This is a genomic window from Paenibacillus sanfengchensis (assembly GCF_036864765.1).
GTDB classification, from domain to species: domain Bacteria; phylum Bacillota; class Bacilli; order Paenibacillales; family Paenibacillaceae; genus Fontibacillus; species Fontibacillus sanfengchensis.
In genome coordinates this window covers 124,836-137,738 of the sequence record NZ_JBAGJC010000006.1, presented here as the reverse complement: position 1 = coordinate 137,738, position 12,903 = coordinate 124,836, and the positions used below count along the sequence as shown (strand labels likewise).

Annotated in this window: 8 protein-coding genes; 4 read left to right on the top strand and 4 right to left on the bottom strand. The window is 53.5% G+C overall.

Annotation, left to right across the window (positions count from 1 at the left end; genetic code table 11):
* Window positions 1–156: 156 nt before the first annotated feature.
* Window positions 157–615: a hypothetical protein gene (locus tag V4U84_RS15005; protein ID WP_334077447.1), complete on the bottom strand. Its 459-nt coding sequence runs from the start codon at window positions 613–615 to the stop codon at window positions 157–159.
* 61 nt (window positions 616–676) lie between these two features.
* On the bottom strand, window positions 677–1,120 hold the full coding sequence (locus V4U84_RS15000) for a hypothetical protein (protein WP_334077446.1): 444 nt from the start codon (window positions 1,118–1,120) through the stop codon (window positions 677–679).
* A 487-nt stretch (window positions 1,121–1,607) separates the two neighbouring features.
* Here V4U84_RS15000 and V4U84_RS14995 point away from each other — a divergent pair, with 487 nt between their 5' ends.
* Window positions 1,608–3,878 (top strand): heavy metal translocating P-type ATPase, encoded by a 2,271-nt coding sequence (locus V4U84_RS14995; RefSeq protein WP_334077445.1) that lies wholly within the window; start codon window positions 1,608–1,610, stop codon window positions 3,876–3,878.
* Between the two features lie 12 nt (window positions 3,879–3,890).
* Window positions 3,891–4,532 (top strand): class I SAM-dependent methyltransferase, encoded by a 642-nt coding sequence (locus tag V4U84_RS14990; protein WP_334077444.1) that lies wholly within the window; start codon window positions 3,891–3,893, stop codon window positions 4,530–4,532.
* A 407-nt stretch (window positions 4,533–4,939) separates the two neighbouring features.
* On the opposite strand, the gene V4U84_RS14985 is transcribed toward V4U84_RS14990, so the two are convergent.
* On the bottom strand, window positions 4,940–5,308 hold the full coding sequence (locus V4U84_RS14985; protein WP_148455574.1) for an ArsR/SmtB family transcription factor: 369 nt from the start codon (window positions 5,306–5,308) through the stop codon (window positions 4,940–4,942).
* 472 nt (window positions 5,309–5,780) lie between these two features.
* Here V4U84_RS14985 and V4U84_RS14980 point away from each other — a divergent pair, with 472 nt between their 5' ends.
* Both V4U84_RS14980 and V4U84_RS14975 read left to right on the top strand, forming a co-directional pair.
* Window positions 5,781–6,323 carry a CueP family metal-binding protein gene (locus tag V4U84_RS14980; RefSeq protein ID WP_334077443.1) on the top strand — a complete coding sequence of 181 codons (543 nt, stop codon included), beginning with the start codon at window positions 5,781–5,783 and terminating at the stop codon, window positions 6,321–6,323.
* Window positions 6,324–6,328: 5 nt separating this feature from the next.
* Window positions 6,329–6,814: an NTF2 fold immunity protein gene (locus tag V4U84_RS14975; protein ID WP_334077442.1), complete on the top strand. Its 486-nt coding sequence runs from the start codon at window positions 6,329–6,331 to the stop codon at window positions 6,812–6,814.
* Between the two features lie 99 nt (window positions 6,815–6,913).
* Here the strand turns inward: V4U84_RS14975 and V4U84_RS14970 are convergent, their stop codons facing one another.
* Window positions 6,914–12,823 carry an S-layer homology domain-containing protein gene (locus tag V4U84_RS14970; protein ID WP_334077441.1) on the bottom strand — a complete coding sequence of 1,970 codons (5,910 nt, stop codon included), beginning with the start codon at window positions 12,821–12,823 and terminating at the stop codon, window positions 6,914–6,916.
* Window positions 12,824–12,903: the final 80 nt, after the last annotated feature.

Below are 12,903 nucleotides of genomic sequence, written 5' to 3'. Positions count from 1 at the left end.
TGATGTTGCATCCAACCCGGCACGGTGTGGCGGGGAGGGGGCCGAGGTCAGGGTTTTGCCCGCTTTTTCCCAAACTAAGGCCCTAAAATCCGCTATTCCGCACCGCCCAGCCGAATCTGACAAAATAGAGCCGCAGCAGGCTCTTATTCGCTCGATTTATGGTTTCTGTTTATCGTCAACATAAATCCAGTTGGCCTTGGAGATGGTATCCATACCTAATGATTCCATGTTGGCAACGGCCTCTTTAAGCTCTTCGCTAAATTTACTCTCTTTGAGATCTGAACTCGCCTCGATGGCGGTTTGATCCTTATTTTTAAAAGCCAAATCATAATAAGAGATATTTCCATCCGAATTGTTCAATTCCATTCGCAGATCTTCTTTCTTGTTGTTCACTAACTTATAAGTAAAAGTGGTCTCCACTCCATTAAAGACTTGAGTGAAGGAATCCCTTCCGATATAGATATCATAGCTAATGTCCGGCTGCTTGGTGTCTGTTGCCTTCCAGTGTCCTAAAAGTTTGTCGGTACTATTTACATGCCCGCAACCGGATAAAATAACAAAAATAGAAATACCAAAAACGAAAGCCATAATAAGCTTATACTTGTTTCGTAACATCCTAATTTAGCCCCCAAATAAATGAATTGTATGAATAGTTTAACAAAGCGATCGTCGGGTTTTACTTACTCGGTTTATACACGGCGACAGCTTCAAAATACAAATGCTTCATCTCATCCTCTTGTATATCGGCAGAAAGTTCTTTGAACCAATCTTCTTGGAGGTCTTCCTCCGTTAAAATAGTTGATCTCCATAGGGACAAGCCGATCTTTGGATATTTATAAGTGTAGCCTATTTCAGGTTCATTACGATCGTAGGGAGATATTTGATCTATCATGCTAACTAGTTCTGACGCTTTTGTATTGAATAAATCAAAATCACCATACACACATTTAAATTGATCGTTCGCTCCATAGCCAATTTCGATAAAATCGACTTTATGATCTTCATCGTAGGAAATATTAAGACCGTCGTATGACATCATAGCGGCCTCCGCCTGGGTTTGGGTCATCCCTATTTTCACGGTTCCAATTGATTCCCCAGGTACAATGTTCAAAATCTCCAAAGTAATCCTACCTCCAAATTTTTATATAGGTTGAACTATTGATTTGCATATTAGACAGCGCGGTGTTCAAATTAAAGGGAATTCTTCCCGTTAATTCGGTGCGTATGCGGCTGCAGAGGCGAATTAGCTGGAAAACCTCCCGCTAATTCGCCTGAAATGGTGTATATCGGCCATAGGGCCGCGAAATAGATGGAGCTTTTCCAGCTAAATCCGATCCAAGAGACAAGAGCGGTACATTAACGGGAGATTTTCCCGTTAATGATGTAGACTCCCACGGTGGGTGGGGCGTCAACCTATATATAATCAAGATTTTTCCGGTACTGTTTTAGCAGCAGCATCTTTCATTATATTCTTTTTTTAGAAATATGAAAAATTCATGGTTGACGTTGTTTCGGATGATTGACAGGGAACCATAAAAATGAAATAATTTATATATGATCAATCATTCATATGTTATTCGTTTTTCTCGGAAGGATGGGATTAGAATATGGAGACGGGTGCCGGTACAGCCAAACGGAAATTTCTGCTGGAAGGTCTGGATTGCGCCAACTGCGCCATGAAAATTGAGAACGGAATCCAGAAGATTGACGGAGTGTCATCCTGTTCGGTGAACTTCGTAAATAAAACGCTAACGATGGAAATGGCCATGGAGCGGTCCGAGGAGATCATGGATTTGGCCAGGAAAAAAATCCGCACGCTGGAGCCTGACGTCAGAGTAGTGGAGCAGGGAACGGCGGGGGCGCAGGCGGGAAGCCGGCAAGGGAGGTCCGCTAAACCTGGCGGCGCGCATAACCACGGCCACGATCATACTCACGACCATGATTACGCTCATGATCACGCTCATGAACACGGCACGGAAGCGGCGGATGACGGTCACGGCCATTCCCATGATCACGGCGCGCAAAGCATCAGAACCATGGCCGTCCGTCTGGTTGCCGGTCTTGTCATCGGGGCGGCGGCATTGGGGTTGTCTCTTGGCTGGGAGCTTGAGCTGCTTCTGTACCTCGCTGTGTATCTTATCGTGGGCGGGGATATCGTACTCAAGGCGCTGAAGAATATCGTCAGAGGCCGGGTGTTCGACGAATACTTCCTGATGTCGATCGCGACCATCGGCGCCTTTGTGATCGGTGAGTATCCCGAAGGCGTAGCCGTCATGCTTTTTTACCAGGTCGGAGAACTGTTCCAAAGCATCGCGGTTAACCGGTCGCGGAAATCGATCAGCGCGTTGATGGACATCAGACCCGATTTCGCCAATTTGAAATCCGGCGACGAAATTCTACGCGTGAGTCCGGAGGAGGTGCAGATCGGCGATTGGATCGTGGTGCGGCCGGGGGAAAAGGTGCCTCTTGACGGCAAAGTCATTGAGGGAAGCTCGGCCATGGATACTTCCGCGCTGACCGGGGAGTCCATGCCGCGCGAAGTGGCGGCGGGCGATGACGTGCTGAGCGGATTCATCAACAAAAACGGGGTTTTGACGATCAAGGTGACCAAGGAATTCGGCGAGTCGACCGTGGCCAAGATTCTCGATCTGGTGGAGAACGCCAGCAGCAAAAAGGCGCCGACGGAAAATTTTATTACGAAGTTCGCCCGCTACTATACACCGTTTGTCGTCATTGTCGCCGTTTTGCTGGCCGTTCTGCCTCCGCTGATCCTCAGCGGCGCGACGTTCGCGGATTGGGTCTATCGGGCTCTGGTCTTCCTGGTCATTTCTTGTCCTTGCGCCCTGGTGGTTTCGATTCCTCTCGGCTTCTTCGGCGGCATCGGAGCCGCTTCCAAGAACGGCGTGCTGGTTAAGGGCAGTAATTACCTGGAAGCGTTGAATGACGTCAAATATGTCGTCTTCGACAAAACGGGTACGCTGACCAAAGGCGCGTTTCAAGTAGGCGGCATTTATCCGCAAAACGGTTGGACCGAGCAGGAGCTGCTGCGTCAGGCCGCTTTTGCCGAAATGCACTCCACCCATCCGATTGCGCAATCCATTCGGGAAGCGTATGGGCAGGAATTGAATGAAGCGCTACTTGCGAATTACAACGAAATATCAGGATACGGAATCCAGGTTATGTTCGAAGGCAGGGAAGTGCTTGCCGGGAACGCCAAGCTCATGAAGCGAGAGAATATTAAATTCACCGCGCCAACCGAGTTGGGGACCATTGTGCATGTCGCGATCGATAAACAGTATGCCGGCTATCTGGTCATTGCCGATGAGGTCAAGGAAGATGCGGCGAAAGCGATCCGCTCCTTAAAGCGCCTGGGCGTGAAGAAGATTGTGATGCTGACGGGCGACATCAAGGCGGTGGGGGAGGATATCGGCAAAAAGCTGGGCGTGGACGAAGTCCGGGCCGAGCTGCTGCCTCAGCATAAGGTGGAGGAACTGGAAAAGATCGACCGCGAGAAATCGCGGAAGGAAAAGATCGTGTTCGTCGGCGACGGGATCAACGACACTCCGGTTCTGGCCAGAGCCGATGTCGGCGTGGCCATGGGCGGCCTCGGGTCCGACGCGGCGATTGAAGCCGCCGATATCGTCATCATGACCGACGAGCCTTCCAAGCTGAGCTCGGCGATTTATATCGCAAAGAGAACCCGGCGGATCGTATGGCAGAACATTATTTTTGCCCTGCTCATCAAGGCGGTCTTCCTGCTCCTGGGCGCCTTCGGGATTGCTACAATGTGGGAAGCGGTGTTCTCGGACGTGGGCGTGACCCTGCTGGCCGTTCTCAATGCCATGCGCGTCATGAAGATCAAACCCAATTTGGAATAGGGGATGCGGTAAGTGAACAATCGCTGGAATAAGCTGATTTATCGGGCGTTGTCCCCTTTCTATGATGCTTTGTTCGACACGGGCCCTTTCGCCCGGGCGAGAAAAAGAGTGTTTGCCGATCTTGCTCCGATGCCGGGCCAACGCGTGCTGCTGGTTGGGGTGGGAACGGGCGCTGACCTTCGCTTTTTCTGCGGAAAGGAGCTTGAAGTAACCGCCGTCGACATTTCGCCGGTGATGCTCACTAAAGCGAAATCGAAGGCAAGCGGGAACGAGAATATCCGCTTTATGGAGATGGATGCGCAGGACCTGCGTTTTGCCGACCAATCCTTTGATTTGGTGATCGCAAGCCTGATTCTGTCGGTAGTGCCCGACGAACACAAATGTATGTTGGAGCTCGTTCGCGTTACGAAGGAACGGGGGAGGATCGTCGTATTCGACAAATTCAAACCCGGGGAGAACGAAATGTCGCTGCCCATGCGGTTGCTGCGGCCACTTATCGCCGTATTGGGAACCGATATCGGCCGGGATTATCAGGCTATACTTGAACCTCATCTTGGCGGGTTATGGATTCAGGAAGACAGCCCCGCCATGTTTGGAGAAATGTATCGTAAAATCGTGCTTCAGCGGCGAGCTTCGGCAGAACTCCGACTTTGATCCGGATTGAAGCGCGTAGACCGGGCGCTAACTTAACAAGGACTGTCCCGCATGTGAGGGGCAGTCCTTGTTTTTGAACAGCGCCTTGAACGAATCTATATAGGTTGAACTATTGATTTGCATATTAGACAGCGGTGTAAAGGGTACCTGCAACTTATGGGTTGGTTCGAATTAAAGGGAATTCCTCCCGCTAATTTGATGCGTATGCGGCTATAGAGGCGAATTAGCTGGAAAACCTCCCGCTAATTCGCCTGAAATGGTGTATGTCAGCAATAGGGCCGCAAAATAGATGGAGCTTTTCCAGCTAAATCCGATCGAAGAGCCAAGAGCGGTAGATTAACAGGAAATTTTCCCGTTAATGGTGTAGACTCCGGCGGTGGGACCTTATATCCACAATTGCCCCCGCATCATCCATGGTTGGTGTGCTGGAGGGTTTGCAGAAAAATCTGCTCAATATGCGCGTCGTCGAGCGAATAATAGACCGTTTTTCCGACTTTGCGCCGTTTCACGATCCTCATGTTGCGTAGGTAACGAAGCTGGTGGGAAACGGCCGATTGCCCCATTTCCAGGAGGACCGTCAAGTCGTGCACGCACAGTTCCCTTTTCAGCAGGGCGCCGATGATTTTGACGCGGGTCGGATCGCTGAACGCTTTGAACCAATCGGCAAATTGAACGGCCGCCTGGTCATCGATTAACTCCGCCTTGATCGCATCCAAATCCACCGTTCCCGAGCAGCTCGTATCGCATTCTTCCGTTATATTTATAGATCGTGTCATGGATGATCACCTTTCCGCTGGGCGTTTCCATCATTATATCAAAAAGGACGAATTAAACGAAATTATTACTATTAAACTTCTTCAGAAGTTAAGCGATATTGCCTGCTTATTAACGGGAAAACCTCCCGTTAAATTACCGCAATTGGCCCCTCAATCGGATATAACCGGAAAAACTCCATCTATTACGCGGTGCCAGCGCCTATATCCCCTATTTCGGATTGAATAGCGGGAGGTTTTCCAGCTAATTCACCTCTGCTCCCGCATAGGCAGCTAATTATCGGGAAGATTTCCTGTTAATTAGGGATACAGCCTTTTTTCCGGCAATTATACACAAAACCAGAGAGAACGGCGAAAACCCGGGGAATCCGCAAAGGAAAACAAGCCAACAAAAGTGCGAATTATGCATTTGCAAAAATGGCCGCCCACGGGTGAAAATAGAGGGGACGATACTATAAGGGAAGGATGAACCGGAGTGCAGCGGAATAAACGTGTGTTGGCTTTTGGAGGTTTGATCGTGGCGGTTGCGGGAGTCTCTCTATTTTTATCCCAAAATGCAAAGAATCCCACCCGTGAAGTACAAGACAATCGTGAGATTAAGGAAATCGTGCAAAGATATAGTGCCTGGAAGGATGCTTCCGAATCGGCGTCCATTACCTCGCACCAACTCATTGTGTCGGACGGGGGAAAGGAAGTTGTCTACGACCTGCCCGAGCGAGAATTTTTTGTTTCCGTCGCGCCGTATAAGCAGAATACACATCCTTGTCAAATTCACAGTTTGACGGGCTGCCAAGGGGAATTGGCGAATGAGGAGTTTAACGTCCGCATTGCCGATTCAAACGGAAATATCGTGTTGGATGAAGTAAAGATGTCCGGGTCGAATGGGTTTATCGACTTGTGGCTGCCGCGAGACCAAACCTATCAAGTTATTATCAAGCAAGACGGGAAGAAAGCGGAGTCCACCATTTCTACGTTTAAAAACGATGATACCTGTGTTACAACCATGCAGTTGGTGTAATGTCGATGAGCTTTATGGATGCTTGGGAGGAATTGTTCGCAGAGCAGCAGCGGGAACGAGATCGGCTTCGCGTTAATCAAATCACGATGAATGTCACATCTAAAAAAAAGAGCAAAAGCAGAGTACACCATAAGGCAACGACTATCGAATATGGGCTGGTGGAACGTGATATAGACGATGAGCGCTTAATCGGAAGATATGAGCTTTATTTCGCCGATCGGGACACTCTAATTCAGCGAGGCCGGGTGGGAGCGGATATGGCTTTTGGTGAACTTCCGGATGAACATGCAGCCGCTAACGCCATCTTCCCCTATTTGGCGGAGCATTACGCTTCTATCTTGGAGGAATCCCCTTTCGCGATCAGCTATAACCCTATTGCGGAAGCTTGGATTATCGAGGGAACGCTGCCTCCGGGATGCCTGGGCGGGGTAATCTATATTGCTCTGGCGAAGGAAAATGGAAAGCTGCTCATGATGTATGGGACCAGATAATACGCACCTTTCGCCTTGAAAGAGATGTTCCTTCACGCAAAAACGGCCTTACCCTTGGTTTCGCAAGGGTAAGGCTGTTTCGGTTTAAATGGGGTTCAACTACAGGCCGGCGATGAAATTGTATACCGCCCGAGCCGCCTGAGCACGGTTGGTTTTCGCTTGCGGCTCCAGCCGGCTGTCGCCCGTGCCTTGGATTATTCCGGCCTTCAACATGGCTTCCATGGCGGGCCCGGCGTATCCGGCTATCTCGGAGGCATCCCGGAACGCCTGGGTCCCGTTAGTCTCGCTGCCGGAAGGCAGCTTCGTGCCGGACAACTCCGCAATTCGGTGGAGCATCACCATCATGTCTTGACGGGTAATTCCGGCTTCCGGACGGAAGCGGTTATCGCCTTCGCCTTTCACCAGCCCCAGCCGCTTCGCTTCCGCCAGGTACGGAGTATAGTACTTGTTCCCCGCATCGGCAAAATTGGCTGCCGCACCGGTGCCCGGGGATTTGTATCCGAAGGCGTTCATCGCCATGATCAGGAAATCCGCCCGGCTGACTTCGGCTTCCGGCCGGAAGTTTTCGGCTCCCGTCCCTTTGACGATATCGCGGGCCGACAAGTAGTTGACCGCCGCGAAATACCAGTCGTTCGCCTTCACGTCCGTGTACGGCACCGTTTTATAAGCTGCGGCGAACGTACCGAAGTGATTCGTGCGGAAGACCATGGACCGGGTCTGCTTGTCGTACCGGCCGTTGACTACAGCTTGAGCCGTCCCGTCCTCCTGAATCGCCAGGATCACCAGATTGTCCGGCTGTTCTCCGGCTGCCGGCGTATAAGGCAGGGAGATGACAACCTCCGTTTTGCCGTTGGCCCATTCGGCCGCAGCGCCTCCGATCCGGAGGGACAGATCGACCGCCGGTCTGGTGCCGACCCCCCCGCGGACCGGGGAGGCGATGCTATCGCGTTCTGCCCGTCCAATGACAAGCTCCGCGTATTCGCCGGCATTTGGCAGATGCGCCAGCATATCGGAGGGTACCGTTACGGTCGCTGCGGGAGTAACTACACGGTAACGGTCATTACCGTGATCTCTGTTCAGCAATTCGGAAGGCAGGCGCAGGACAACGTCCCCGTTATGCCGTTTCCCCTGCGCGTCCAGTTCGATCGATACCGTGCGGATTCCGTTGTCTGCCGCTGCCTGGATCAGCGCCCGATTCAGCGCATTTGCATCCGGCGAGGCCACCGCTTGGTCTTCCTCAATCTTGGTAGGGGCGACCACGGTTCCCGGGGCCGGGGTCTGGACCGATGGAGATGTGGTTCCCTGCGTACCTCCCGGAGTGCCGCCCGTTATACCGCCCGAACCCGTTCCCGGGCTCTTCCCGGAGTTGCCGGAGTTGCCGCCACCGCCGCTGCCCGGATTTGTCCCCGGGTTACCGCCGGGATTCTCCCCGTCTCCGCCGCCCGGCTTAGGCGTCCCGGCCGTAAAGCGGTAAATCGGGCTCAGCCGCTCGGCGCCGTATTCGTCCGTAAGCTGCATGTACCAGTAGTAGGTATGGTCCAGCTGCAGATTTTTCCAAACGGCCGACGCTTCCGAACCGGAAAGCAGGTCCGTTTGTTCGCCGATCACCCGGTCCTTGAAGACATTCAGGGCAAAGTAATCGGTGGCGACACGTTTTGTCGTATCGCGGAAAGCAAACGGCTCGGTAAAGTCCTCGATCGCGTCATCGAAAAAGTTGTAATCGTCCAGATAGGGCGAATACGTTTCCACATCGAGCGTTCCCGCCGACGGATCAAATTTCAGCAGGCGCAAATAGCCGCTGCCCCCGCTTGGTCCGCCCTGATAATCCGCCAGCATTTCAATGACCTGGCGGGTGGAACCGTCCGGATTCTGCACCGTCTTCACCACACGATTGGCGGCATGGTAATGGCCGCTCAGTACGAGCTGGACATTCGGGTTCGGCGCAATGACCTGATCGAAGACGTTTTGCGCCATATTGGACAACGTGCCGTTCGTCTCCAGATAGGCGTGCATCCCGACAATCGCGATGCGGTCCGCATGTTTCTTCAGCACTTCGTTGGCCCAGGCGATCGTTTCCGGTGTGTCCTCCAGACCGAAACCGATGTACAGGAAGATGAAATCATGACCGCCGAACGAATAGAGATCGTAGTGGTTTCTGTTATTGTCCATTTGTCCGCCGTACCACAGATTATTCTCGTACCGGTCGGCGCCTACATACTTTCCGTAGTTGGTATAATCCACGCCGTCGGTAATGACGTCATGATTCCCGGCAAGCACCCCGTAAGGCACTCCGGCCTCGTCCAGCTTGTCCAGGTTGCGGTCGGCAACCTTCCACTGGGCTTCGTCATTCGCTTTGTTGACGATATCGCCGGTATGAATGGCGTAGCTGAACGTTCCCCGACGGTACTGATCGACGATCCAGTCGCCCATCGTATCAAAGATTTCCGGATAGGACTCGGCGTAATATTGCGTATCCGTGAACCAAAGGATCGTAAACGGATCGTTGACGCCTTTCACTTCGTCCTGCACCATCGCCTGGATCCGCCCATCCCGGACGAAACGGGACGGCTCGACTTTGGCGGTAAGCTCGATATCGCTCTCCTTCGCGTCTCCGGTTGCCGATTTCAGCGCGGCCCATTTGCCCGCTTCGTGATCCCAGGCATACAGCGTAACGATTCGGCCCGGCAGTGTGCGGCCTTTCCAGTATAGTTCGGCCGTATCGCCAGGCTGCAGTTCTTGTTCCAACTCGATCTCGAACCGGTGATACGGGAATCCGGAATCGGTGTCCGATACCAGATATTCGCCGTCCGGTTTGGCGATCCGCGCTTTTTCGTCGGTCGACAGGCCCGCCTCTCCCTCGGGAGTCAACACCAGCGGAGGTTCGCGGTCGGCCACGTTCCGGTAACCGGCGATTCCTTCAGTGCGAACGAAATCGTACTTGTCGGCTTCGAGGAACCGTACATCCAACTTGTCCCCGCTCGGGTCGGAGACGTGAGCGCGCAGCGTCGCGTCCGTCGGAACGTTGATGGCAAAATCCGCAGGCGCAACTTCGCCCGGAGCAAGCGGCTGCTCTTCGCCGATAACGAAGGCGCGTTCCATAACGGCGGTGTTGCCCGCTCCGTCATACACGGTAACCTTAAGCCGATGCTCGCCCGTCGTCAGAACCGTGGAAGAAGTGGCGTAAGGCAGTTCGATTTTCGTACCGTCCAGTTCGGCTTCCGTCTTTTGAATGCCGGTCAGATTATCGGATGCGACAACGTTCAATGTTACGGCGCCCTTCAGCGCCTGCCCTTCCTCGACCGGGAGGTTGTCGCCGGCCACGACGGCTTCGATGACGGGATCGGTGTTGTCGACCATAATGTCGAAGGCTTCCAATTCGTCGTTTCCAATCGTCATGGCGAGCGGATAGACGCCGTCTTCCAGCTTTTCCGTGTCCAGTTCCACGTACCGGGCCGTATACTTCTCTTCCGGCACGGCGAAGTGGAAATCGCTGACCATCGGTTTGTTCGGATTGCTGCCGTAATCGGCATCCCCGAACCCGTAATAGGTGTCTTCCCGGTAATCTACCGTCGTTTGGCTGCGGTTGCCCAAATAATTAATGACCTGGTCCGGTTTGACCACCGAACCGTCGGGCAGAACCAGATGCACATTCATCACTTCGAAGTCATCGTGGTTGTTGATGCCGAACACTTTATCGTGCTCGCTTACTTGATAAGGAGCGTTCTCGTTGCCCGTATGCACGGATACCACAGAGCCGGTGACGAGCAGATCCGGTGTCATCGGGAAAATGGACCAGGCCCCGTCGGAATATTTGGGCAGGATACGGGTGAAAAAGGACGGCTGGCCCGACGAATCCAAGGCGCTCGCCGAAGCCTGATAAATCTGGTCGACTCCCCGCGTCTGCATTCCCAACTGCACGGTGCCCGGAAGGGCCTTGCGCATCGGCAGCGGCTGGCCGTCCAAACGGACCTCGATTTGATCCTGCGCGCTGCGCCCGTAAGCGTAGAACGCGGCCTTGTCTTTGAACATGCTGCCCGCTTCAATCGACAAGCCCGGCTCCGGCAGTTCGTTTCCGGCTCCCGTTTCGTTCACGGTCAGCAGGCCGCCCCGCGAATTGTAAGGAACGCGCGTCCGGTTGCCGGACTCGTCCTGCGCTTCGATAATGTATCGATAAGCCCCTTTTTCGGGGAAGGCGATCGTTCCGCTATAGACATACTTGCCGCCGTCCCGGGACAGCAGCTTCAGCGGCTCTTTGCCGGTGTAGACGGTCGCCTCGTTCGTTGCGGGTCCGTACATCACTTCCGCTCTCGCGAGCGGCTCGTTGCTGACCAATTTTACGGCGTAGGGCTCGTTTTGACCCAAATTATAAACCGTCTGCTCATGCTCGAGGACCGGAGCGGTCACATCCACGCCGTTCACGGACGGAACCTGCCCCGGGTCGATGTTGCCCGGATTCGCATACATCCGGTTGTCCAGACGTTTCATGATATGTCCGGATTCCGGATAAGTGTAGCGCACCACGGCATTGCGTACGTCATTGACCAGTCTGTCGGGACTGTCCGGTGTGCTCGGATCGTACCAGGCCTCCACCAGGTAGCGGTCCGGCTGTTCCGGACTCGACAGCGCCAGGCCGCGCTGCAGCGAATTCGGCAGGTTAAATTCCGACGGCTTCGAATTGTCGTAGAAGATCACATCGCTGTCTTCCAGCGTAGAGTTAAAGTGCAGATTAAAATCCGCCGTCGTCGTATACCCTTGTCCGTTGGCTATCGCTTCCTTGGCGAACCAGATGACCGCCGCGCTGTACGGTTCGATGGCCGTGTGCTGCGGGATGGTCCACTGCTTCGGCGCGGTATTCCCCGGATAAAGGTACCACAAACGGTAATCCTTCAGGTCCAGCGTCTCGTTCGAGTTGTTGTAAATTTCCACATATTCATATTGATTGCCGCTTCCCCAGCGATAATCGCCTGCCGGATTCGGAAGGATTTCCGTGATCAAAAGACGGGGGACTTCCGCATCCACGGTGCCGCTTAGGGATGTTACGTACTCCTGGGACCGGGACGTTTCGATTCCGTCCGAAGCTTCAATATAATAATACAATTTGTCCCCGGACAGTTGAGCGGAGGGAACTGCGCCTTCATAAGCGTCTCCGCCGGTATTCTGCATCGGAGCTTCCGCGAACGGACTGTTCGCGACGGACTTATAGAACAGTTTGACCTGCAGCGGGTCTCCGTCCTCATCGTAAACGCTTGCCGTCACTGTCACATCCTTCGTACGGTCGGCTGAAGCCGCCGGAGCATGGGCAATGGCCGGGGCATGATTCGCCACGGAGACCAACTGTCCGGGCTCGGTTACGCCGGCGGAAGGCAGCGCCTCCCGGGCATAAGCGACCATGGCGGCACCGCTGGAGGGCAGTTGGAGATGGAGGCTTTTGCCGTCACCGACATCGTCCGCGGTGTAATACACCTCGCTGATAATGGCGGTATTGTCATCTTTGCGGGTCACGTACAGGCCGCGGTCCGTGTTATTAAGGCCGTCCTGCCCGCTAAGATTGAACACCGGAATTCCGTCCGGCACGCCGTGATAGCGTCTGAAGTCCGCCTCGGTCAAATTGGCGGCCGCTCCGGTGATGGAGGAGCCGGTGCGCTTTACCCAAAGCACGGCCGGACTACCCGCAGGAATAATAACATCGTTCTGGCTGCCGTATGCCGCATCCGTAACGGTAACGTTCAAATCCTTCGTGCCGGTATTGTAGTTGTACCGGATTTTATACTCCTCGTTGAATGATATCTCCCGGTCCGAGGCGTTATAAATCTCCACGAACTCGAACAGATCCGCTCCGCCGGCTCCCTCAATCTCATTTTGATTGGAGCGGTCGTCGGGATACACTTCCGTAATGAATACACCCGTTTCGGGCGCCGCTGCCGCCTTGCTCACCGGCGCAGGCTGGAAGAACTGCGCGCATAGCATGCTGCAAGTTAAAAGACCGGCTAACCACTGCTGTTTCCTCATGTTATCCTCCCTATGCCTTTTTTACCTTAAAGAGCATAGCCGAGGGAGGTAAGAAGGATGTCAAATGAAGTCGATAATTA